At 43.5% G+C, this 22,326-nt stretch carries 20 protein-coding genes; 9 read left to right on the forward strand and 11 right to left on the reverse strand.

What is annotated here, in order from left to right; genetic code table 11:
- Position 1: 1 nt before the first annotated feature.
- Together ACNAZ4_RS03450 and ACNAZ4_RS03455 are read right to left on the reverse strand one after the other, a co-directional pair.
- A complete protein-coding gene (locus tag ACNAZ4_RS03450) occupies positions 2–1,285 on the reverse strand; it encodes an ABC transporter permease subunit (RefSeq protein ID WP_415812774.1) in 1,284 nt (427 codons plus the stop codon).
- 608 nt (positions 1,286–1,893) lie between these two features.
- A complete protein-coding gene (locus tag ACNAZ4_RS03455; RefSeq protein WP_415812775.1) occupies positions 1,894–3,168 on the reverse strand; it encodes a sugar ABC transporter substrate-binding protein in 1,275 nt (424 codons plus the stop codon).
- A gap of 287 nt (positions 3,169–3,455) precedes the next feature.
- Between ACNAZ4_RS03455 and ACNAZ4_RS03460 the strand changes: the two genes are divergently transcribed.
- Both ACNAZ4_RS03460 and ACNAZ4_RS03465 read left to right on the forward strand, forming a co-directional pair.
- Positions 3,456–5,213, forward strand: coding sequence for an alpha-glycosidase (locus ACNAZ4_RS03460; protein WP_415812776.1), 1,758 nt, complete (start codon positions 3,456–3,458; stop codon positions 5,211–5,213).
- Positions 5,214–5,431: 218 nt separating this feature from the next.
- Positions 5,432–6,775, forward strand: a complete 1,344-nt coding sequence (locus ACNAZ4_RS03465; RefSeq protein ID WP_415812777.1) for an MATE family efflux transporter — start codon at positions 5,432–5,434, stop codon at positions 6,773–6,775.
- A gap of 309 nt (positions 6,776–7,084) precedes the next feature.
- On the opposite strand, the gene asnB is transcribed toward ACNAZ4_RS03465, so the two are convergent.
- Complete coding sequence (gene asnB / locus ACNAZ4_RS03470) at positions 7,085–8,932, reverse strand: asparagine synthase (glutamine-hydrolyzing) (protein WP_415812778.1); 1,848 nt, start codon at positions 8,930–8,932, stop codon at positions 7,085–7,087.
- Between the two features lie 193 nt (positions 8,933–9,125).
- On the opposite strand from asnB, the gene ACNAZ4_RS03475 reads away from it, so the two are divergent.
- A complete protein-coding gene (locus ACNAZ4_RS03475) occupies positions 9,126–9,686 on the forward strand; it encodes a DUF2777 domain-containing protein (protein ID WP_415812779.1) in 561 nt (186 codons plus the stop codon).
- Between the two features lie 145 nt (positions 9,687–9,831).
- Here the strand turns inward: ACNAZ4_RS03475 and ACNAZ4_RS03480 are convergent, their stop codons facing one another.
- The 7 genes from ACNAZ4_RS03480 to ACNAZ4_RS03510 form a co-directional block, all read right to left on the reverse strand.
- Positions 9,832–11,865, reverse strand: coding sequence for a putative bifunctional diguanylate cyclase/phosphodiesterase (locus ACNAZ4_RS03480; RefSeq protein WP_415812780.1), 2,034 nt, complete (start codon positions 11,863–11,865; stop codon positions 9,832–9,834).
- Between the two features lie 128 nt (positions 11,866–11,993).
- Positions 11,994–12,347 carry a YisL family protein gene (locus tag ACNAZ4_RS03485; RefSeq protein WP_415812781.1) on the reverse strand — a complete coding sequence of 118 codons (354 nt, stop codon included), beginning with the start codon at positions 12,345–12,347 and terminating at the stop codon, positions 11,994–11,996.
- Positions 12,348–12,470: 123 nt separating this feature from the next.
- Complete coding sequence (locus ACNAZ4_RS03490) at positions 12,471–15,095, reverse strand: YhgE/Pip family protein (RefSeq protein ID WP_415812782.1); 2,625 nt, start codon at positions 15,093–15,095, stop codon at positions 12,471–12,473.
- 194 nt (positions 15,096–15,289) lie between these two features.
- Positions 15,290–16,201 carry a fumarylacetoacetate hydrolase family protein gene (locus tag ACNAZ4_RS03495; protein WP_415812783.1) on the reverse strand — a complete coding sequence of 304 codons (912 nt, stop codon included), beginning with the start codon at positions 16,199–16,201 and terminating at the stop codon, positions 15,290–15,292.
- 1 nt (position 16,202) lies between these two features.
- Positions 16,203–16,727 (reverse strand): DNA topology modulation protein, encoded by a 525-nt coding sequence (locus ACNAZ4_RS03500; protein WP_415812784.1) that lies wholly within the window; start codon positions 16,725–16,727, stop codon positions 16,203–16,205.
- Positions 16,727–17,908 carry a DUF418 domain-containing protein gene (locus ACNAZ4_RS03505; protein ID WP_415812785.1) on the reverse strand — a complete coding sequence of 394 codons (1,182 nt, stop codon included), beginning with the start codon at positions 17,906–17,908 and terminating at the stop codon, positions 16,727–16,729. Before ACNAZ4_RS03505 ends, ACNAZ4_RS03500 begins: the two co-directional genes overlap by 1 nt.
- A 164-nt stretch (positions 17,909–18,072) precedes the next feature.
- The gene (locus ACNAZ4_RS03510) at positions 18,073–19,665 is read right to left on the reverse strand and encodes a long-chain-fatty-acid--CoA ligase (protein ID WP_415812786.1); all 1,593 of its coding nucleotides are present in this window, start codon (positions 19,663–19,665) and stop codon (positions 18,073–18,075) included.
- 190 nt (positions 19,666–19,855) lie between these two features.
- Between ACNAZ4_RS03510 and ACNAZ4_RS03515 the strand changes: the two genes are divergently transcribed.
- The 6 genes from ACNAZ4_RS03515 to ACNAZ4_RS03540 all read left to right on the forward strand — a co-directional run bounded on the left by ACNAZ4_RS03515 (position 19,856) and on the right by ACNAZ4_RS03540 (position 21,925).
- The gene (locus tag ACNAZ4_RS03515) at positions 19,856–20,077 is read left to right on the forward strand and encodes a spore germination protein (protein ID WP_415812787.1); all 222 of its coding nucleotides are present in this window, start codon (positions 19,856–19,858) and stop codon (positions 20,075–20,077) included.
- A gap of 14 nt (positions 20,078–20,091) precedes the next feature.
- Complete coding sequence (locus tag ACNAZ4_RS03520; RefSeq protein ID WP_415812788.1) at positions 20,092–20,352, forward strand: spore germination protein GerPB; 261 nt, start codon at positions 20,092–20,094, stop codon at positions 20,350–20,352.
- Between the two features lie 25 nt (positions 20,353–20,377).
- The gene (gene gerPC, locus ACNAZ4_RS03525; protein WP_415812789.1) at positions 20,378–21,004 is read left to right on the forward strand and encodes a spore germination protein GerPC; all 627 of its coding nucleotides are present in this window, start codon (positions 20,378–20,380) and stop codon (positions 21,002–21,004) included.
- Entirely contained in the window at positions 21,001–21,180 is a 180-nt protein-coding gene (locus ACNAZ4_RS03530; RefSeq protein WP_415812790.1) for a spore gernimation protein GerPD, read from the forward strand. The genes gerPC and ACNAZ4_RS03530 overlap by 4 nt, the downstream gene beginning before the upstream one ends.
- Positions 21,180–21,566 carry a spore germination protein GerPE gene (locus tag ACNAZ4_RS03535; RefSeq protein WP_415812791.1) on the forward strand — a complete coding sequence of 129 codons (387 nt, stop codon included), beginning with the start codon at positions 21,180–21,182 and terminating at the stop codon, positions 21,564–21,566. The genes ACNAZ4_RS03530 and ACNAZ4_RS03535 overlap by 1 nt, the downstream gene beginning before the upstream one ends.
- 140 nt (positions 21,567–21,706) lie before the next feature.
- A complete protein-coding gene (locus ACNAZ4_RS03540) occupies positions 21,707–21,925 on the forward strand; it encodes a spore germination protein (RefSeq protein ID WP_415812792.1) in 219 nt (72 codons plus the stop codon).
- Here ACNAZ4_RS03540 and ACNAZ4_RS03545 read toward each other — a convergent pair.
- A complete protein-coding gene (locus ACNAZ4_RS03545; RefSeq protein WP_415812793.1) occupies positions 21,922–22,230 on the reverse strand; it encodes an HNH endonuclease in 309 nt (102 codons plus the stop codon). The two genes, ACNAZ4_RS03540 and ACNAZ4_RS03545, sit on opposite strands and share 4 nt — an antisense overlap.
- Positions 22,231–22,326 lie beyond the last annotated feature (96 nt).

Raw genomic sequence — 22,326 nt, forward strand, 5'->3', positions numbered from 1 at the left:
ATTACATCATATCCTCTTCTTGGAATGATTTCGTTCTCTTGAACTGCCATAATGCTACACCAATTACGATCAAGGAAAGCAGCATGGTGATGGCAGCAGCTTTTGAATACTGTGCAGATGTCATTGTCAGGCTGTAAATCCACGAAATCAGGATGTCTGTTCCGCCGGCATTTGCGCCTGGCACTGCAGGTCCACCGCCGTTAAAGAGATAAATGATATTAAAGTTATTGAAGTTGAAAGTATACTGTGTGATCAGGATCGGTGCTGTTGCGAAAAGCACCAATGGCAATGTGATATTTTTGAACTTCTGGAAGTTTGTCGCACCGTCTACAGTGGCAGCTTCATACAATTCTTCCGGAATGGACTGAAGTACCCCAGTCGTCATTGCAAAAATGAATGGGAATCCAAGCCATGTTTGAATCATGATCAAAGCAATTTTCGTATACACTGCTTCAGTCATCCATGGAATCGGGTCAATTCCAAACATCCCCAGGATGTCGCGGTTGATGGCACCGAATGATTCGTTGAACATACCAGCGAATACAAGGATTGATACGAATGCCGGCACTGCCCAAGGAAGGATGAAAACTGTCCTGATGATTGCCTTCCCTTTCACATCCTTCTGGTTGACAAGAATGGCCAGGAACATTCCCAAACCTACCTGGAATGTTGTTGCAACAAATGTCCAAATGATTGTCCATGATAGTACAGAGAAGAATGTCTGACGCCATGATTCCAATTGGAACAAATCAAAGAAGTTTTTAAGCCCGACCCAATCAACCAATTTGGCTGGCGGTGAATGGTACAAATCATAGTTTGTGAATGCGAGCAGTACGACGAAAATGATTGGGAAAACTACAACGAAAATCAGTAGCAGGAAACCCGGTGACATGATCAGATAAGGGAAACCATTGTCGATCAGGTTATTGTATTGCTCCTTAACAGTAGTGATGCGTTCCCCTGAGTCTCTGATCAATCCGACTTTGTATGCGTCATTCAGGTTAAAGAGATAGAAACCGATTCCAAAAAGCAGGACGATGACTGCCAGGATTCCTTTTACCAGCAAGAAAATCGAGTGGTCTCTAGGCGTTTGTTCTCCCAGTGTGAACAGACCCCATAATCCCATGTTAAGCAGATCCGAAAACACTCCGAAGAATGCACCCGTCAAGATCAGGAAAGCGATTCCCTTTAGAATTTGTTTGTTGTAAAGCTGTCCTAGCCCCGGAATGATCGAAAGGGCTGTTGCTATTCTGCGGTGGTTGGTTTGATAGGACTTCTCTTTCATCCTATATTCCCCTTTCTCTTTCTATAATTGATTAGGCTCTTTTCGAAAACATTGCTGGTTCACACTGCAGCTGGTTTATTTTGAATAACCAAGCCTGTGATGACAACAACTCTGCGATAATCCGCCTTCTTAAAAGCATCAGATGCTTTATGAGAACGAATACATTGTCATTCATACAGAAGATCGCTCCATTTCTGTATTATACCGAAATCTATTGTTTTCAATCTCATGAAGCACCTGATTAACTTATCTCTATTCTAGCGCAACCGTTTGCTCAATGAAAGACTTTTTTACTGCAGTTTTCGTAATCTTTGTGACTTTTCACGTGCCTCTTACAAAAAGGCTGTTTTCGTAAAGATTGTTGTTAAATCCTAAAGCCGATTTTAACGTGATCATAGTAGTCTTGTATGTCGGTACTAAGTTTGAAAGTTCTTTTCTCACAATAAGCATTAATTGCGTGACTAATCTTAAGTAATTCACTCCTATTTTGTAGGCAATAGCAACAAAGTTTAAGAAAAGAGCCTACAAAAAACACAGAAACTGGAATTTTCCTTTGGAAAATACAACAGTACCCCCCTCAGGAGGTACTGCAATATCTATTGATGCTATTATTTTGAGTGGTTTTGCTTGATGTTCTGTTCGATTTGCTTCACAGCTGAATCAAGAGCTGCTTTTGGCTCTGCTTTGCCAGTTACAACTGTTTGCAATGCGCTAGCCATTGGTGACCAAACTTCACCCATTTCAGGGATGTTTGGCATTGGAACTGCGTCTTGAGTCTGAAGTGCAACAGCTTTAGCGCCTTCGTTTTCAGCGATTGCTGGATCGTCAACAAGTGCTACGTTTGTTGGAACTTCATTAGTTTGTTCGAAACGGTATTTCGCATTTTCGTCGTTTGTGATGAACTCAAGGAACTTAGTAGCCCATTTTTGGTTCTTAGAGTATGAAGATACGTGCCAGCCTTTAACACCCATGAAGGTTTTCATTGGAGTGCCATCAGCGAATTTAGGGAATGGAGCAACACCGAAATCGATTCCAGCATCTTTCATGCCGCCGAATGCCCATGGTCCGTTCATTACAGAAGCAACATTACCTTCGTTGAAAAGACCGTCCATAGCAGATCCGCCGTTTTCACCGATGATTCCGTTAGGGAATAACTTTTCAGCGTACCACTTCTGGATGTACTCAGTACCTTTTACAGCACCTTCGTTGTTCAAGCCAAGATCTTGAGGGTTAAGAGCTCCGTCTTTTTCCCCGAATACATATCCGCCGTTACCGCCGATTGGAGCATGTGCAAAGTAGAAGTTATCCCAAAGTGCAAGGAAACCGTACTTTCCGTCTTTTGTGTTAGCTTTTGCGAATTCATAAAGATCTTCCATTGTAGCAGGAACTTCAGTCATAAGAGCTTTGTTGTAAATGAAAACTGGAGTTTCAGCAGACTTTGGAAGTCCGTATAATTTACCATCGAAAGTTTGTGCAGCGATTGAAGATTCAGAGAAAGTCTTTTTCACATCATCGCTAACGTTCAGTTCAGCAATGTGACCTTGAACAGCAAGTTCACCGATCTGATCATGCGGTAGTGTGATGATGTCCGGGCCAGTTCCAGCAGGACCGTCAAGACGTAATTGCTCTTTCATTTTAGTAGCCATTTCTACTTCTTTGAACTCGATTTTGATTCCGTTTTCTTTTTCGAAGTCAGCAGCTACTTTTTCAAGCCAGCCAGACTTATCTTTGTCTTCCCAAACTACCAGCTTCTCTGGTTTAGAAGCATCTTCTGTTTTTTCGCCTTTGCCTTCTGAACCTTTGTTTTCTTCTTTAGGTCCACAAGCAGCAAGAGCACCGATCATCAAGACCAGCATCATGAAAATTGACAATGCTTTTTTCATGTGTATACCCCTCCTAAAAATGTGTAATTGCTTTTCATTGTGCAGATTGTCTCCCAATCTGTGCAAACGTTTGTAATGTTGTTTGCAAGTCTATGAAAACGATTGCACAACCTACCTCTTATTATAAAGACTTAATTCATTTTGACAACTAGTTTTTTTATTTTTTTTAAACTGGGTCAAGATTTGGTTAATTTTTTGTGAATCGCACTTTTTATAATTGACATTTCAAAATAGGTGGTCTACCCTTGTTTTAATCTGGATTAGATAATGAAAGGAATGATTCCTCCTTGTTAAAAGAAGCGATCTATCACCGCCCTAAAGATAATTATGCATACGCTTGCACTAATGAAGAACTACATATCCGTATCCGAACGAAAAAGGATGACATAATGGAAGTTTCCCTATTAAATGGCGATCCATATGATTGGTGTGATGGAAAATGGAACTTCAATACCGTTTCGATGATCAAAAGTGGCTCCGATCAGTTATTCGATTATTGGTTCGTCTCGATAAAGCCGCCTTACAGAAGGATGCGCTATGGATTTGTATTGAACGATGGCACTGAAACCGTTTATCTGACCGAAAAGGGCTTTTATTCAGAACCCCCAGAGGATACTGGCTTCTATTATGCTTTTCCATACTTGAACAATATTGATGTATTCCGGGCCCCTTCCTGGGTGAAAGATACTGTCTGGTATCAAATCTTCCCTGAGAGATTCGGAAATGGCGATCCATCAAATGATCCCGAAGGTGCTCTGCCATGGGGCAGTGCAGCACCTGAAAGAGATAACTTTTTCGGGGGTGACCTCGAAGGCGTCATCCAGAACATCGACTATCTGGCGGATCTTGGCATATCCGGTATCTATTTTACGCCGATTTTCAAGGCTTATTCGAACCATAAATACGATACGATCGATTACATGGAGCTTGATCCCCAATTTGGTGATAAGGATACGCTAAAGCGTTTGATCCAGGTTTGCCATGAAAAAGGAATCAAGGTCATGCTAGATGCTGTGTTCAACCATAGCGGTTTCTATTTCCCTCAGTTCCAGGATGTGTTGGAAAAAGGCCAAGACTCTCCTTATAAGGATTGGTTCCATATTTGGGAGTTCCCGGTTGTGACAGAGCCGAAGCCACAGTATGACACATTCGCTTTTGAAAAAGCGATGCCAAAGCTGAATACTGAAAACCCAGAGGTGATTGAATACCTTCTCGAAGTCGGACGCTACTGGGTGCGTGAATTCGATATTGATGGCTGGAGACTGGATGTTGCGAATGAAGTCGACCACTCATTCTGGAGAAAATTCCGATCAGAAGTAAAGGCTATTAAGCCGGAACTGTATATCCTTGGTGAAATCTGGCATGATTCGATGCCTTGGCTCCGCGGTGACCAGTTCGACGCTGTCATGAATTATCCATTCACGACCAACATCCTGAATTTGTTTGCCCGGAATTCGATTACGGTAAAAGAATTCATTGAAAACATGACGACCGTTAACCATATGTATCCGAAAAACGTCAATGAAGTCGCCTTCAACCTGATTGGCAGCCACGACACACCAAGGATCCTTACCGAATGCGGCGGCGATGAAGACAAGGTAAAACAAATCTTTACCGTGCTGCTTTCATACATCGGTACACCGTGTATCTATTATGGAGATGAAATCGGCATGAGCGGCGCGCAGGATCCAGGCTGCCGCGAATGCATGAAGTGGAATGAAGAGGATCAGAACAAGGATATGTTCGGACACGTCCAGAGGATGATCCGCCTCCGCCGGGATTATCCTCTTCTGGCGAATGAAGGTGAGCTGCACTTCATCCCTTCCGATTACCATAACAGCTGTTTTGCTTATACGAAATCCAACGGCGAGTCCACTATCTTGGTCGTCGTGAATATGAGCGATGAAGAAACAAATTATCACCTGCCTTTTAATTTAAGCGGAAAAAAAATCACCAATATCTATACTGGTGAAGAATATGCAGCTGAAAGCGACGATCTGTCAGCTGCGATTGCCGCAAACGGATTCGCGTTGTTCCAATTTTAAATAATGGGCCCCTCTCCTGTTTTGGGAAGGGGTTTTCTCTTTTTTTATGCACTTTTCATAAACTTGGCTTTGGCGGGAATAAAAGAGGTTTCAGAATCCTATTTAATAAATTATTGTATTTGCTTCCAACAATTTTTTTCGAAAAACGAAGGATTTTCACTTCAAATCCCTCCCAATGTCTGTATAATAAAAGGATTACAACTTGGAGATAAAAAATCATGAAGACAAAAACTGCTAAACTATCGTTATTTGCCATTACATGGCCTCTTTTCATTGAAATATTGCTATATATGCTGATGGGGAATGCGGACACGCTGATGCTGTCGCAGTACTCGGATAATTCTGTGGCTGCAGTTGGGGTTTCCAACCAAATCCTGTCCATGGTCATCGTCATGTTCGGATTTATCGCCACAGGCACAGCCATCCTTGTGGCCCAGAACCTCGGCGCTGAACGGAACGATGAGGCCCGTGAGGTATCCACTGTCTCTATCGGGGCTAACCTAGTATTCGGTTTGATCCTTAGTGGGGCTGTATTCCTTTTTAGCGAACAATTGCTGAAGCTGATGGACCTTCCTCCAGAATTATTTAATGAAGCCAATTCCTATCTGCGGATTGTCGGTGGATTTTCGTTCATCCAGTCACTGATCATGACCGTCAGCAGCATCATTCGCAGCTATGGTTTCACACGTGATATCATGTATGTCACCATCGGAATGAACGTGCTGAATGTCATCGGGAACTATTTCTTCATCTTCGGTCCCTTCGGTTTTCCTGTACTCGGGGTTGAAGGTGTGGCGATTTCAACCACTGTCAGCCGGATCATCGGATTGCTGGCGGCCATTTATGTCATGACAAAGCGGGTCCCCGGATCGCTGCCATGGTCAATGCTGTTCAGCTTTCCAAAAAAACATTTAAGGAACCTGCTCAATATCGGGATCCCTTCTGCCGGCGAGCACCTTAGCTACAATGGCTCACAAATGGTAATCACGTATTTTATCGCAACTCTTGGAACCCAGGCACTGACTGCAAAGGTTTATACGCAAAATGTCATGATGTTCATATTCCTTTTCAGTATCGCGATCAGCCAGGGTACACAGATTTTGATTGGCCATATGGTCGGAGCAAAAGAAATTGAGAACGCCTATAAACGAGCATTACAAAGTTTGAAACTCGCGATCATGATATCGATCGCTGCAGCAGTGACCGTTTCTTTCTTTTCAAAAAACCTGCTGGGAATCTTCACTGATAACCTCAGCATCATCGAACTCGGCAGCATCCTGATCCTGCTTACCATCATCCTTGAACCAGGCAGATCATTCAATCTTGTCCTGATCAGTTCATTAAGGGCTGCGGGCGATGTGAAATTCCCGGTATATATGGGAATCCTCTCAATGTGGGGAGTCAGCGTGACACTCTCCTATTTTCTAGGAATCTATCTGGAGATGGGCCTCGTCGGCATCTGGATCGCCTTCATCGCCGACGAATGGCTCCGCGGCCTGCTCATGCTGTGGCGCTGGAGATCCCGGGTTTGGGTGAAAAAGTCGTTTGTTACTGCAAAATAGAACAAAGTACGCTTGTTAGTAAATAAAATTATGTAATTTCTAAATGAAATTGTTCTTGCTCACCTTCAAAAGGGAAAATCGGACAAATATTTTCAGTCATTTATATCAAATGAATCAATTTTATAGCGGATTTTCCTTTTTATAGCGACTTTTTAATTTATATAGCGAGTTTTCCATTTTTATAGCGACTTTTTGATTTATATAGCGAATTGGTAATTATCAACGATTTTTTCCAATTCCTTAAAAAACTTCAGGCAAATCGAATTCGCCTGAAGTCTGATGCAAGCCCTACATCCAGGGCTTGCTTTTTTAATCTGCAATATTAATATTATAATCCCTGAACCAGATATGAATCTGGGCAAGCTGTGCCAGTAGCTGCGGGCCGGTCATCAGCTGGCCGAACCATGGCACTTTGAAGGAGGCGCCTTCGGTTTCGATCATTTTTTGCAGAGTCGCTCTATCAAAAAATTCGTGCAGTGCACTGTTTGAATCGACCATAAAATCTGACAGCATTCCCTGCACTGCCTGGGTATAGGCCGGATGGTGGGTCTTCGGGTATGGACTCTTTTTCCGGTATAATACTTCATCAGGCAATGTGCCTTCTAAGGCCTTGCGCAGGATTCCTTTTTCCCGGTTGCCGTGCATCTTCATTTCCCATGGGATATTCCAGACATATTCTACAAGGCGATGGTCGGCAAACGGCACCCTTACTTCGAGGCTCGCACCCATGCTCATCCGGTCTTTCCTGTCGAGCAGGGTGGTCATGAACCAGATGATATTTAAATAGAATAATTGTCTCCGTTTGGCATCGCTTTGATTCTCCCCATCAAGTACCGGAACCTCTGCAATCGTCTCATTGAATTTCGACATCATATAATCTTCAAGATTCAATTTGTTCCGCCAGTGGTCTCTCAGCATATTCTGCCTTTCATTAATGGACCGCATCCACGGGAATCCCTGCCGGTTCAGGTCATCCTCCCGGTGGAACCACGGATAGCCGCCAAAGATTTCATCGGCACATTCACCTGAAAGGCCGACTGTAAAATCCTGTTTGATTTCACGGCAGAACCAGAGCAATGATGAATCGATGTCTGCCATTCCCGGCAGGTCCCTGACATGCACGGCTTCTGTCAGATAGGCTGCCAGATCGTGCTGAGAGATGACGCTGTTATGATGAATGGTCCCGAATGTTTCCGTCATTTTATTGATCCAGAAGGCATCCGCATTAGGCTGGAACTCATTTTCCTTGAAAAACAGATCGTTGCCTTCATAATCGATCGAGTAGGTATGCAGGCTCCCCTTGCCTTCCGCTTTATAATGATTCGCGGCAATCGCCGTGATGGCACTTGAATCCAATCCGCCGGAAAGGAATGTACAAAGCGGTACATCGGAAACGAGCTGCCTTGTTACGGCGTCTGTGAACAGGTCACGTACCTTCTCGGAAGTTTCTTCAAGACTGTCTTTGTGTTCTTCACTTTTCACGTTCCAGTATCTCCATACCTTCAGCCCATTTTTTGAAAAAATGAGTCCATGCCCGGGACGCAGTTCCTTCATATTTTTAAAAATCCCTGCTCCCGGTGAACGGGATGGACCGAGCCCAAAAACCTCGCAAAGTCCTTCCCTGTCTACTTCTGCCTTCACCTCTGGATGTGCCAGCAATGCCTTTTGCTCAGAAGCAAACATAAGACCAGACGCTGTTTCAATATAAAAGAGCGGCTTCACGCCAAGCCGGTCACGTCCGATGAACAGCTTTTCCTCCTGATGATCCCAAACGGCAAAGGCGAAAATCCCATTTAAATGCTCAAGGCAATTTTCCTTCCATTCCATGAAAGAAGTAAGCAAAACCTCTGTATCAGAATGGCCGTTAAAAGAATATCCTTTTAATAGCAGTGCTTTTCTGAGGTCCTCGGTATTATACAGTTCTCCGTTATAACAAATGGTATAACGGCTGTCTCCCTGTGCTCTGGTCATTGGCTGCTTGCCTCCCTCGGGGTCGACAACCACCAGCCTCTTATGGCCAAGCGCAGCATGTTGTGAAGTCCATACATTGGTATCATCAGGACCTCTTTTACTTAAAGTTTCCGCCATTTTTGCAATGGTCTTGCGCTCATGATCCAAATTTTTCCGATAGTCTACCCAGCCTGTTATTCCACACATTTATGATCATCCCTTCTCAGCGGAACTTTTTGCCGATCAATGAAATACGTTCTCAAACGCGGTAATCGCTTAAGCATTACTCATCTTATGCAGCAGGATCTAAACTGGTTAATCGCCTAACTTTTAAATCATGTTATAAATTCGCTAAAATCTGTCTACAAAGAAGGTGAGCGACAATAAACGGAGGATCCAAATGAATCGACAACAACGAAGCAATCTAATTGAATTCCAGCCCCGGTCTTTCAATGCCGGGACAGTAGAATATATTAATTCACAATGGGTTTTCTTTGATGAAGAAACGGATGAAGCCGCACTAGTTGAGGAATTTATCCACCAGGAAGTTGAAGTCCATCGAAACAGCAAGTGGTGCAAGGGGTTTTTGCTTGATAACGGAAGCATCCAGACTGGCAACGAAACATTTTCGCTTGTAGACCAGGAAATGATCAGGATAAGGAAGCAGCTGATTTACTCTTTCGAACGTCTGTTGGATGAACTGAATGACGAAGCGTTTATCCAGTTCATCAATACATTGAATTCGTTGAATTTCTCCATCTATGATTGTATCTATTGTTATAATCACCTGACATTCCTCGATTATGAAAATGGAAGGTCGGGAGTGAATTTTTTGATTTTCGACAACGAAGAATACATCTGCAGTGTTCAGCACCACTTTGACTATTTTGAAATCCAGAATGACCGGTTCGAACTGACCTTGAACAACGGGAAGCGGACCGTGATCGAGAGGATTTCATAAACGGAAATAAGCCTGCATCCGGGTGATGAATGCAGGCTTTTTCTTATTTGCTCTTTTCGCAGATGCTTCACAACGAGGACATGCGCGTATATTCGTTAGAAACAAAAACAGCATGTGAAAGGATCCAAGTTTACGAAATCGCAGTTTATTTTACCGTGTAGGCAACATTCTCTACCGTCCTGAAGCCTTTTTCGAAGGCATCCGTGTCGAGCGGTTTCTCGATATAGTAACCTTGTGCATAATGGCAATCAAGATCCCTCAAAATGTTCATCTGTTCATGTGTTTCTACGCCCTCAGCAACAATCTTCACTGCAAGTCCCTGGCCCATGGTGATGATCGCCTTGACGATGGCAATATCGGAAGGATCGTCATGCAGATTATTGATGAAGGACTGATCGATTTTAAGCGTATCAATCGGCAAATTGCGTAAATAGCTTAGTGACGAGTATCCTGTCCCGAAATCATCGATTGATACCTTCACTCCAAGCTCCTGTAATGACTTCATCACAGAAATGCTGTAGACGATATCCTTCAGCATCGCGCTTTCTGTCAGTTCCAAAGAGAGGTACCCAGGGTCAAGCCCGGAAACATTCAGAGCCTCAATCACCTGGCCGATGAAAGCATGCTGCTGAAATTGATAGGCAGAGACATTTACGGAAATGCCGAGATTCGGGAATCCATTTTGCTGCCAGTATTTTGTCTGTGCACATGCTGTCGTCAAAACCCATGCGCCAATCTCCTCAATCAATCCCGTTTCCTCGGCGAGCGGAATGAACTGCGCCGGGGAGACTAGTCCAAGATGAGGATGCTGCCAGCGGATAAGGGCTTCTGTACAAGTGATTTCTCCTGTTTGCAAGTCCAGCAGCGGCTGATAGCAGAGATGGAACTCATTTTTCTGCAAAGCTTTCCTTAAGTAGCTTTCCAGCTCCAGACGTACCATTGCCTGGTCATTCATTCCGGTTGAAAAATAAGTGATCTTATTCCCGCCCTGATTCTTGGAACGGTTCATCGCAATATCGGCATTTTTCAGCAGGGTGTGCTCATCAAGGCCATCTCCCGGAAAGGAGCTGATTCCAATACTTGCCGTGACAATGAACTCCTGGTCCTGGTGATAAAGAGGCATGGATATAAGCTTTTGTAATTCTCTTGCCATCCTGGTCGTCTGGTCAATATTGACATCCTCTGTCAGCTGCATCGTGAATTTATCACCGCTGAACCTGCCCAGATAGGCTCCCTTCGGCATTTTGTTCTGTATTCTTTCAGCCAGCTCCTTCAAAACAATGTCACCCGCATAATGCCCAAGACTGTCATTGATGATCTTGAAGCGGTCAATATCAATGACCAGGACGGCAAGCAGTTCTTTATTATGCTTAGCGCGGTGAATCATTTCCTCTAGCTGTTCCGTGAATCTCATCCTGTTCGGCAAACCTGTATCCTGGTCATAGTAGGCAAGCTGGATGATTCTTTCCTCTGTCTTTTTTTGGCGGGTGATATTCCTGCCGATCCCATACGTTCCAACACATGCTCCGTTGACCGTGATGGGGATATTTTTTATCTGGAAAAACTGGGCCTCGCCACTCTTGATCTGGATCTCGATTGTATAGGTCTGGTCTTTTCCTTTCAGCGCCTGAATGAAATGCATTTTTGCGCGAGGTACGTCTTCCGGATTGATAAAATCAAGCGCAGACCTGCCAATCAGCTCAGCTTCTTCATAGCCGAACGTTCGCCTGAATGCCCGGTTAACACTTGTGAAATTCCCGTTTAGATCTGTTGAGTAGACAAAATCGCCATTGTTGTCAAATAATGAACGATAATATTGCTCGGAAACCTCAAGGCTCTCATTAAGGTGAAGGATGTCCTGTTGCGTAGTTGCCAGCAAATTAGTCAATGTGCTAATCGTATGCTCGTCGTGGAGGCTTGAATTGATTTCACTTTTGTTGAAAACAGTAAAAGAGACAAGATAAGGATGTTCATCATGAAAGCTGCCCCTGGCCTCACAGCTCAACACTGCAGACAGAGGAAGCTGCTTCTTAAGCAATTTCTGAAGGTGCTTAAGCTTTTCAGCTTCTCTATAAAAAATTTGCACCAATAAATTGGCACTTTCTTTGAATGAATTGCTCTCTATAAAGCTATTAAGTTGTCTGTCATTTTCGTAAACGCAGCTTTTTGTCGTAGCCATTGCATTCTCCATATTCTATATTTCTCCAATATCCCTTATCTCTTAAATTACCATATTTCTTCGAGTGAAGATATGTCAAAAAAAGAAAAGCTGCCCATTTCTGGACAGCTATTTTTCGACAAATCCTTTTAGAACATTTGTGTTCCAAGTGGAAGTGAAAAACCTAGATATAGGACTAGCAGGATTGCTACTATGAATTGAATCCACAGAACAGATGCCTTTTCGTTCTTTCTTGTACGGATCAAGATCATTTCAAGCATAGAGATGACCCAAAGGCCAACTGCTGCTTTCAATACATACATGATGTTGATATTGATGCTGAAAAGAAGCCAGAAGCCAGTCAGTAGAATCAGCACGTAAAACAATCTAAGGACCATCTGGACAATTTTCGCGCCTTTTTCCTTACCGCTTTTATGTAGTCCCAGTGCCACGAAGAATAAAACCAAAGCCAAAAACCAGGCTGTCATATGGGCATGTATCATGTACCCGTCCTCCTAATAGTAAATTCTCAAATATCATACCACAATGAAAAAGAAAATCATAAGTATATGGTGTTATTTTGATCACCCAAAATAAAGACGCCCAATTATGGGCGCCTTCAATCATTATACCGCCAAATCTGTTTGTTTAGGTTCCGCTTTGGTCCTGAAAATATAAACCATCCCTGACAGCAACATGAAGAGTGCCATAAAGCCAAGAAGCACACCCAGGTTCAACATCGACAATCCAAAATCATTTAATGAAATCAATGCCTTGAATCCTGAAATCGAATAGGTGAATGGCAAATATACACTTAAGCTGCGAAGGTTTTCAGGCAGCATATCAATTGGAAGATTCGCTCCTGTTGTAGAAAGCTGCATGACGATTAATGCAAATAGAATAAAGCGTCCAATATTGCCAAATAAGGCAAAGAACATCACAATGGCAGCAAATACTATACTGACGATTACTGAAAATATGATGAATCCTGCCGGGTTTGTAACATGCAATCCCAACACCACGAGAACGACGAATGACAGAAGGACTGCCTGGATCACAGCTAAGGAAGCTAGATTCATAAATTTAACGATGAACCAGTTCATAGTGGATACGTGAAATTCTTCAGGCTTTTTGAAATTGATGAACATCGACATTAGCAAGATCCCCACAAATAATGCAAGAGACATCACATAAGGGGCTGTAGAATCTCTGTAAAGTGAATACCCATTGACCTTGTCATTGTTCAGTTCTACTGGAGAAGCGAACATGTCGATATTTTTTTCATTCGGCTGGATTTTACCGGTTTCTTCTGCACCATCCTTCAATCCTGAAGACAATTCTCCACTACCGGCATATAGCTTTCCTGCTCCGTCATCCAATTTTGTCACACCTGTTGTCAGATCTCCCCAGCCTTTTTCGACACTTACATTTCCGTCGCTGACTTGGACCACTCCTGCATGAATCTTGGAAGCACCAGCTGTCAGCTCACGCCATCCCTTATCTACGGTAGCATTTCCATCGCTGACCTGTGCTGCTCCTGTATTGATTTTAGTTGCCCCTGCGGCGAGCTCCTTCCAGCCTTTATCTACCGTTTGATTTCCTGCTGAAACCAGCGCTGCTCCCCCATCAAGCTCCTTGACTCCTGCTGTGATGGTTCCCCATCCAGCATTGACTGAATTATTTCCTGCAGCTATTTGAGATGTTCCATCATGAAGCAATCCGACCTTGGTGATCATTTCATCCCAGCCTGCGGCTACACTTGCTGTTCCCTCAGCCAGGGCTGGGGCTTTTGCAGCTAAATCAGTTACTCCAGTGTTGATTAATTTCTGTCCCTCTGCCAGTTGATTAATTCCAGATGCCAGTGATCCCTGTTCTGCAGGAATTTTTTCATTGAACGCTGCTGCAATCTGGTTCGCTCCAGCTTGCAGTTCTTGCAATTTAGCAGCATTTTCAGGATTTGTGGCTGCATCCCGGATTCCTTGGCTTGTTTTAAGAATAGTTAAGAAATCAATGTCTGTGCTCAACCCCGGGTTTTTAGCAAGATATGCTTCGAGTAGTGCAGTCAGGCCCTGAAGGTTTTTCCCCAGGTTTTGTGAATTTGTTATCACTTCGCTGATTCCGCCTGCAACTGCCGTAGTCCCTGGACCAATCTGGTTTTTTACAGCCTGCTGCGCTCCCTGCAGTCCAGCTAAAACACTTTCTGTACCAGCCTTAAGTTCCGGCATTTTTCCTTCTAACTGCTTACCTCCCGCAGCCAATTGTGTAATGCCCGGCTGTCCGTCCTTAAGCTTTTGCAGAAGCAATCCAGTCCCTGCATTTACATCTGCTGATCCGTCCGCCAGCTTGGAAATGTCTGCGGATTTTTCATTAAGAGAGCTTAACAGCAGACCAGTCCCATTTTTCAAATCTTTTGAGCCGTTTGCAAGCTTCGTAATATCGCTTTGTTTAGATTTCAAGCTTCCTGCCAATTGAGCAGTACCTGCGGCAAGCTCCTTCGAACCATTCGCCAGCTTGGAGATATCTCTTTGTTTTCCTGCCAACGTTCCTGCCAATTGCCCAGTACCGCTCTTCAGTTCAAGAGTTCCCGCCGCAAGTTTGGAGATATCTTCCGACTTTTCGTTGAGGCTGGCTAAAAGCTGGCCGGTACCATCATGTAGTTCACCTGCTCCATCATATAGTTTTTCAGAACCATCAGCAGCTGTTTTAAACCCTTCAGATACGCCGCCAAGACTGTTGAATATATTATTCGTATACTTTTCGGTTATTTTATTGGCTAGCTTTTCCCTTAATTTTTCCGCAGCATTCCTTGTCACCTGTGCAGCCATGAAATTCAGGCCCTCATTCTGGATGTAATTTAGCTCCAGTTTTTTAGGATCAGAGTCAAGGACGGTTGTCACTCTTTCTGAGAAGTCCTCGGGGATTTCAATTACCATGTAATAATCAAAGTTGCGCAACCCTTTTTCAGCTTGCTCTGAATCTACAAATCTCCAACCCAGATCACTACTTTTCTTCAAGTCTGCTACTAAATCTTCCCCTACATTCAGAGGTCCATCATCGGACATGGCACCTGCGTCATTATTGACAACAGCAACTGGCAAGTTGGAGAGATTATCATACGGTCCCCAATCTGGTGACAGAAGAATCCCCCCATAGACGATTGGCACCAATAAAGCTGCTATAACCGAGTAGAGGACAGCCTTACTCGATGCAAGCTGTGACATTTGGGCCAGGAACAAGCTAAACCAATTCATTCTTACTCCCCCATAAGTTCTATAATATTTATATTAAAGTGAATGAATGAGTATTCAATCACTGCCACAAGTATTATTCTCACATACGGGTACAAAATCCTTCTAAAATTACTGAAAATAAAAAATATTTTTAATATTATAATAAAATAATAAAAAAGACCCTCTTTTTTTCAAAGAGAGTCCGTTATGGCCCATTAACACGATGCCATCGTATTCCTCAACGTCCCAATCCCTTCCACCGTGATTTCAACAGTATCGTCGGATCTTAAGAATCTTGGCGGCTTGAAGCCTTTGCCCACTCCTGCCGGTGTTCCAGTCGCAATGATGTCCCCCGGTTCAAGTGTCATTCCCTGAGACAGCACGGCAATGACTTCTTCAACAGGGAAAATGAAGTTTTCTGTATTGGAGTCCTGTCTTACTTCACCATTCACCGTTGTCTTGATATCCAGTTTATTCGGATTGGCGATTGCTGATTTGTGGACAATCCATGGTCCCATCGGACAGGTCGTATCAAGGCTTTTTCCGATGAAAAACTGTTTATGCTTAGACTGGAGGTCGCGCGCTGTGACATCATTTATGATTGTGTAGCCAAAAACGTAGTCCAGTGCTTCTTCCCTTTTAATTCCTTTCCCTTTTTTGCCGATGACAACTGCCAGTTCACCTTCATAGTCCAATTGCTCCGTCAATTCACTATGGGTTAAAATTTTTTGTTCATGGGCGGTGACCGTCGTAGGTGCTTTAGTAAATACCATGACATGCTCGGGGATATCTTCCTTGCTGCCCATTTCGATCGCATGCTCCGCGTAATTTTTCCCGACACAGAAAATATTCTTGGCCGGACGTGGAATCGGTGCGAGCAGTTCAACAAATGAAAGCGGAACGGAGAGTTCACTTTCAAGATTATGATCCTTCACCCATTGGACTGCCTTTTCAGCATCATAATAAAACTTATCACCGAGCGAAATTGCTTCAACCATGTCAGCCGGAATGAATACATCGCTGTCCATTTTTTCCTGGACTTCCTGCAATGGCAACACATGACTTTCTTCATCATTCACGATACCGATCCATTGGCCTTTTTCATTTTTAATCGTTACGAATTTCACTTCAACTTCCCCCTTTAATCAATGTTTCGTTTATGAAATGCTCTGTATTCCGAGGATTTGTAAAATGATAAACTTTTTTACCTGATGTTTTCATCTCATCGAGGAATGCAATGATCCCAGGTGCTTTTTTACGCTTGTATTTTGCCACCCACTTTATGAAGGTCCAATCAAGCTTTTCTTCACAGCCTTCATTCATATCAGGCCTGGACTTCCCATGATACATGATACGCCTTTTGAAAATTCCATAGAGGCATCTTGCAGTAGAATAATCGAGGAAGATGATCGTGTCCGCTGCACTCGCTCTCATCTCGATTGTGCTTCCATAGTTTCCATCCATGATCCATGAATCTTTTGCCATGATTTCTGTTAAAAGAACCTTCCACTCATCCTTTTCTGTCGTTTCCCACCCTGGTTTCCAATACAATGCATCAAGATGGTATACCTTTTTAGCAAGAGCTTTTCCTAGCTTTCTGGCAAATGTGGATTTTCCCGCACCCCCGTTGCCAATGATCATGATCTTCTCCATCAGGCTGCACCCTTTTTAAAACGCTGTTTCTTTAAATATGTACAGCTTCGCCATAGCCATTCGACCGGTCCATAATAAAACCTTTTAACCCACCAGCTGCTGACAGCTAATTGACTTGCATAGATGGCAAGAGCCAACAATGTTCCCGCGAATATTGAGACATTGCCATAGTAACCGAGTCCGTAACTGTAAAAAATCATCGTTGAGAAGATGGACTGGAATAAATAATTGCTGATTGACAGCCTGCCGGCAGCTTCGAGCGGATACAGGATCCTGTCCATTTTCCTGTTCTCGGAAAGTAAGGCAATGATCAGTGCATAAGCCATCGCCAGCATCACTCCGCCAAAAATATCCTGGGCATAATCGGTCATCAATGTTTTTTCATAAAAATACGGAACTGTCTTGATCAACAGACCCAGGCTGGCAAGGATGGCTGCAGCTGTGCCAATCTTTTTCTTATTCCTGTGCACTTGTTCGAACAACCTCATCTTGGCTGCACTTGCTCCAATCATGAACAAAGGGAGAATGGTGATCAAATAAAAGAAGAACCCCATGAGATTATTATTTTCATACCACTCTGTCATCCTTTGCTCTGTCACTTCGGTGAAGCTGCCAGTTTGATAGACAGCTAATGCCTGGGCTGCCGTCTGTTCATCATACATCGAAAACTCCGCCCCGCCTTCCACTGCCGAGGCTGCACCGAGCATCAACACGAGAAGCACATTTGGAACGATATAAATGATCAAACCTGCAATCATCAACCTTTTGGCGCTCCATTTCAAGAATAAAAGAAAGACAAATCCACAAACTGCATAGGTTATGAGAATATCTCCTTCCCAGATGAAAAAAGCATGGATGCATCCAATCAGCAGCAGCAGCGAAAGCCTTCTAAAGGCAAGCGGAGTGAACTTCAGACCTTTATCGAGGATACGCTCTCTTAGGATCACCAGCCCATATCCGAACAACATCGCAAACAACGGATAAAAACTTGCCTGGATCAACACATCGATGATCCGGTATGTAAATAGATTGATATTTCCATCCCACCATGTCTCAGGATCAATATAAAAATACGGTGAGTGAAATGAAATCATGTTGACAAGAAAAATCCCTAATAAAGAAAAGCCGCGCATCCGGTCAATCGAAACGATCCTCCCTGATGCCCTTTCGTTAATCTCCATCTTCCCCCTCATTCCATCCAATGTTTAACATATATTCTATGTATATCACACTATCAGTGAACATAGCAAAAGGAACGGAGAAGGCAACACGGAAAGCCGCTAACCGCGCTTATATGTTTTGATAGAAAAGGAGATACCACGAATCGGCATCCCCCCACAATCTATTAATTCACGAATCTTCCGGCTTTGCCCTTCGTTTCCCAATATTCATTCCGCAAGTGGACTTTTTGGATTTTACCGGAAGCTGTCTTTGGCAGTTCTTTAACAAAGGTTACCCCGGTAATGGCTTTGAAATGGGCCAGTTTCTCCCTGGAAAATGAAATAAGATCCTTTTCCGTGATCTGTTCATGCTCACGTAAAACGACATATGCATGCGGAGTCTCCCCCCATTTTTCATGTGGGACGGCGATGACTGCAGCCTCAAGGACAGCTGGATGGTCATACAATGTTCCCTCGACTTCTATGGAAGAAATATTCTCTCCGCCACTGATTATGACATCTTTTTTACGGTCAACAATATCAATATTCCCGTACTCGTCTACCGTCGCCATGTCACCGGTATGGAGCCAGCCATTGCGGATTGTTTCCATTGTCGCCTCTTCATTTTTCCAGTAGCCTTTCATGACTCCATTGCTTCTCGTGATCACTTCTCCGATTTCCTTGCCATTATGTGCAACCTCTTCACCATAGTCGTTCACAACCTTCACCTGGCAGCCGATCATCGAGATGCCCGCCTTCGCTTTCATCCGATACTGTTCATTCAATGGCAGTTCCTTCAGGTGTGACCGGACCGTTGAAATTGTACTTAACGGGGATGATTCGGTCATGCCGTATACCTGGATGAACTCCCAGCCAAGTTCTTTTTCGACACGTGTGACGAATGCTGGCGGCGGTGCGGATCCAGCGATGACAACACGCACCTGCTGCTCAATATTCGGGACATTTTTTTCATAATACTGGAGCAGCGCATTCAAAACTGTCGGTGCCATATGCATCACGCTGACTTTATGTTTTTCCAGGGCGCCGAAAATCGCCTCCGGAGTCGTTTTGCGGAAGCAGACCTGAGAAGCGCCGTTTGCTGTGTAATAAAATGGGGACCCCCAGCCATTCACATGGAACATCGGCAGGACATGGAGCAGGACGTCTTCATCGCTGACACGCAAATGATGCATCGTGCTTAGAGCGTGCAGATAATTGTTCCTGTGGGTAAGCATGACTCCTTTGGGATTTCCGGTTGTTCCACTTGTGTAGAGGAGGCTGCAAACGTCATTCTCATCCAGCTCTTCCCGCTTTAATGCCTCAGGAGAATTCTGTAAAAGCCAATCATCGTATCCGGTTTCCTCATTGCTGTCTTCCTTGTAGTGGACAATGATTTCCTTGACGGTTTCAAGCTGGTCCTTAATCGGCTGGACCAGATGGTATAAATCTTGATCGACAAATAACACTTTGGACTCACTGTGATTTAGGATGAACAGATAATCCTCCGGTTTCAGGCGGATGTTCAAAGGCACCATCACCCCTCCAACCTGAAATACACCATAAAAACCTTCAAGCATTTCAATCGAATTTGGCGCAAGGTAGGCAATCCGGTCACCTTTGCAAACGCCGAGCTTTCTCAGTCCATCCGATAGCCGGTTGACCCTCTCATTCAACTGGGAATATGTAAGCGCCCTGTCCTCTGAAAAAATGGCTTTCTTGTCTCCATAAAGCGAGACTGCTCGATCTAGAAACTGGTTCAACAGCAATGGAACGTTCATAATCTGCCTCCTCATACAATGAGATTAAAAATTCTAAATATATAAATATATTAACATATCTTCCATCCTGTTATATATAATTTCATCTGTTATATAACAAAATTAAGACTGAAACTTATAGGCATTTTAATCACATTCTTCATCTGGGCACATAGGATAATAGAGAAATCTAAACAAAGGGTGTTGCTCAATGCCAGCAATTGTAGGAGTCGCACAGGTCATCTCCCTTGGAAACAGCGCTGTATTCCACATTGGCGATGTTTACAGTATTAGCCCGGTTTCCAATGCAAAAACTTTTTCCGGAGCTGGCTCATTCAATACCGGTGACGGGTTGACCGTATACAATAATCAAAGTGCAACGAATACCTATGATCAAGACGGTGTTGATCAAGGAAACTATTTTAACGCATGATGCGGGTGATTCGGATGAATTTTTATATACAACAATCAATCAATATCAATTTTTTAAAAGTAGAAGGCATCACGAACTCTTCTGTTCTGCAAATTGGCAGTGTCGGGATGATCAAGCCGATTTCCAATCTTTATAATACCGGCGGCTTTAAGGAGCCAGCTCCAGAAGCGATTCATCCTTCGCAAATCTATACTGGCATGTCAGGTGATGGTTACGCACATAACTTGCTTGAAACACCTGCTGTCCCATTATCCTCTCCTGTTGGACGTTCTTGACTTTAAAAAACTGGTTCGAATCGAGGTGATTCATTTGAATGCTGAATTTTATGAATACGTTAAAAAGATGCATTTATATGTAGAGCACCAGGACAAAAAAATAGCCAGACTGGAGAAGATGGTTCTGGAAATGAAGCAAGAAATTGCGGTGTTGAAGGAACGTCCCCCGGTTCAAGTTGGAAATATCGAGTACAAATTCGACCAGTTGAAAGTTGAAACCCTCGAAGGGACTTTGAATATTGGCCTGAATCCGACTGACCTGGAAGGAATAGACGACTTTTCAGTTGATCAAAAAGCGGTCAATGTACCAAATCCCGGAAAGCAGTTGTTTAAAAGAACCGTCGAAATCGAAACGGCACTGCATCAATATCTTGAAACGGATTTAGAAAGTATATATCGCGAAGCACAAGAGAAGCTGGGAATCAGTGTAGATGACTCCTACTTCACGTTTATTAAAGAAGATATCAAAAAACAGTTATCTGGCAGAGTTTCCGCACATTTAAAAGAGAGGTCTTCAAATCAGAATGCTCCCGGAATCAGCTCTGGGATGAATGAACAGGTGATTGAACTTCTCAAGCAGGAAATCCAGAATGGGGTATTCCTGTTCCTTAAAAATTTGCCAGATAACGTAAAGGAAGGTAATTCAGAATGAACTTTCAAGTCTATAACCGGGATATTTGTGTTGGAGACATCAGGATCATCGGGGTTTCAAGTTCCTCTCTGTTAATGGTCGGGGATGCAGAAAACATCAATCTGGCAGCTACCTTCGATACTCCTGCTGAGTCACTCATAATCGGGCCATTTGTCCCGCTTTCGCCAAAAATTTGATGATGATCAAGAGAATCGCATCCGTCGATCATATAAAAATTGACTCCGTTATCCTATCATCGGTGTTTCAGATTGGAGATTCCCAGCAAATCACAGGTATATCAAAAGCCCTGGCAGTTCAAAGAGAAGCGGAAATCTTTTTTGATGAAGAAGGTGAATATACTTCCTACCCGATTTTCTTTGAACCTATTGCATTTCAACCGGAAGTTGAAACACTGATGAGTTCAACGCAGAATATTAACCCTATTTTAAAGGTCAGAAATATTGACATCATTGGTGTATCTTCTTCTTCGGTTGTACATCTTGGGAATACCTGCAATGTTACGATGGAATCGAGGGTAAAGCATATCCGGCAGCTGCTGCCGCGTCCGGAACGAAACGATTGATGCATGCATATGGTTTTATCAAGGCCGAGGTTTAAGGCCACTCCCATTCACATTTACTTTTGGGCGATTCTGAATTTGGTTTCATAGCCTTGACCGGCTATGAATACCGCCCAGTAGAATAGCAGAAAAGGATGTTTTCAATGCCAGCAATCATAGGTCCAGTCCAAATCTTTAATGTCGGTGGCGGGACAGTACAGTTTGGCGACACACTGTTCATCTCGCCGAAAAGCAATACAAAGACAGTCGCTGGACAGGGTGGATTCAATACTGGCGGTATCATTGTCGCGAATAATGGACTTAGCGCCAGCAATGTTCTCGATGCCAACCTGATTGACCAGCCGACAGTAGGGAATAACTAACGCTTTTTCCGTTTTCGAGCATTTGATTTTGTAATTCTCGGCAGCCTTGTAGAAGGCTGCCTTTTTATCCATTTCAGGAATTTCTGCAATTCCGGATGGGAGCGGAGCAATTCAATACTATATAAATTCGCAGCCAGCTCCTCATTCGTGAATAAAGCATGTATTTGTTTATGGCAAGGAATGCAAATGCTGGCAGTTGGCATGTGGGCTCCTCCCATTTCCCTCGGTGTCAGATGATGGACCGTGACCACTACTTCATTCCTGGAGCATAACTCACAAGTACTGATATGATTTTTCTTTGCCATTTGACATCCCCCCCTTCAGCAAGCCTTGTTGGTAATTTCCCCATCATGGATTTACTTAATCAGTTGGGTTTCTGTCTCACGTTAAAAAAAGAGGAA

This window comes from Mesobacillus thioparans, assembly GCF_965138835.1.
Lineage (GTDB): Bacteria > Bacillota > Bacilli > Bacillales > Cytobacillaceae > Mesobacillus > Mesobacillus thioparans.

Excerpts from the sequence above, each read along its gene's own strand:
- ACNAZ4_RS03540 (WP_415812792.1), top strand. The coding sequence starts at position 21,707 with ATGCCAGCAATCATAGGTCCAGTCCAAATCTTTAATGTCGGTGGCGGG.
- ACNAZ4_RS03450 (WP_415812774.1), bottom strand. The coding sequence starts at position 1,285 with ATGAAAGAGAAGTCCTATCAAACCAACCACCGCAGAATAGCAACAGCC.
- ACNAZ4_RS03510 (WP_415812786.1), bottom strand. The coding sequence starts at position 19,665 with ATGAACGTTCCATTGCTGTTGAACCAGTTTCTAGATCGAGCAGTCTCG.
- ACNAZ4_RS03520 (WP_415812788.1), top strand. The coding sequence starts at position 20,092 with ATGAATTTTTATATACAACAATCAATCAATATCAATTTTTTAAAAGTA.
- asnB (WP_415812778.1), bottom strand. The coding sequence starts at position 8,932 with ATGTGTGGAATAACAGGCTGGGTAGACTATCGGAAAAATTTGGATCAT.
- ACNAZ4_RS03490 (WP_415812782.1), bottom strand. The coding sequence starts at position 15,095 with ATGAATTGGTTTAGCTTGTTCCTGGCCCAAATGTCACAGCTTGCATCG.
- ACNAZ4_RS03500 (WP_415812784.1), bottom strand. The coding sequence starts at position 16,727 with ATGGAGAAGATCATGATCATTGGCAACGGGGGTGCGGGAAAATCCACA.
- ACNAZ4_RS03505 (WP_415812785.1), bottom strand. The coding sequence starts at position 17,908 with ATGGAGATTAACGAAAGGGCATCAGGGAGGATCGTTTCGATTGACCGG.
- ACNAZ4_RS03480 (WP_415812780.1), bottom strand. The coding sequence starts at position 11,865 with ATGGCTACGACAAAAAGCTGCGTTTACGAAAATGACAGACAACTTAAT.
- ACNAZ4_RS03515 (WP_415812787.1), top strand. The coding sequence starts at position 19,856 with ATGCCAGCAATTGTAGGAGTCGCACAGGTCATCTCCCTTGGAAACAGC.
- ACNAZ4_RS03455 (WP_415812775.1), bottom strand. The coding sequence starts at position 3,168 with ATGAAAAAAGCATTGTCAATTTTCATGATGCTGGTCTTGATGATCGGT.
- ACNAZ4_RS03465 (WP_415812777.1), top strand. The coding sequence starts at position 5,432 with ATGAAGACAAAAACTGCTAAACTATCGTTATTTGCCATTACATGGCCT.
- ACNAZ4_RS03545 (WP_415812793.1), bottom strand. The coding sequence starts at position 22,230 with ATGGCAAAGAAAAATCATATCAGTACTTGTGAGTTATGCTCCAGGAAT.
- ACNAZ4_RS03485 (WP_415812781.1), bottom strand. The coding sequence starts at position 12,347 with ATGATACATGCCCATATGACAGCCTGGTTTTTGGCTTTGGTTTTATTC.
- ACNAZ4_RS03475 (WP_415812779.1), top strand. The coding sequence starts at position 9,126 with ATGAATCGACAACAACGAAGCAATCTAATTGAATTCCAGCCCCGGTCT.
- ACNAZ4_RS03530 (WP_415812790.1), top strand. The coding sequence starts at position 21,001 with ATGAACTTTCAAGTCTATAACCGGGATATTTGTGTTGGAGACATCAGG.
- ACNAZ4_RS03535 (WP_415812791.1), top strand. The coding sequence starts at position 21,180 with ATGATGATCAAGAGAATCGCATCCGTCGATCATATAAAAATTGACTCC.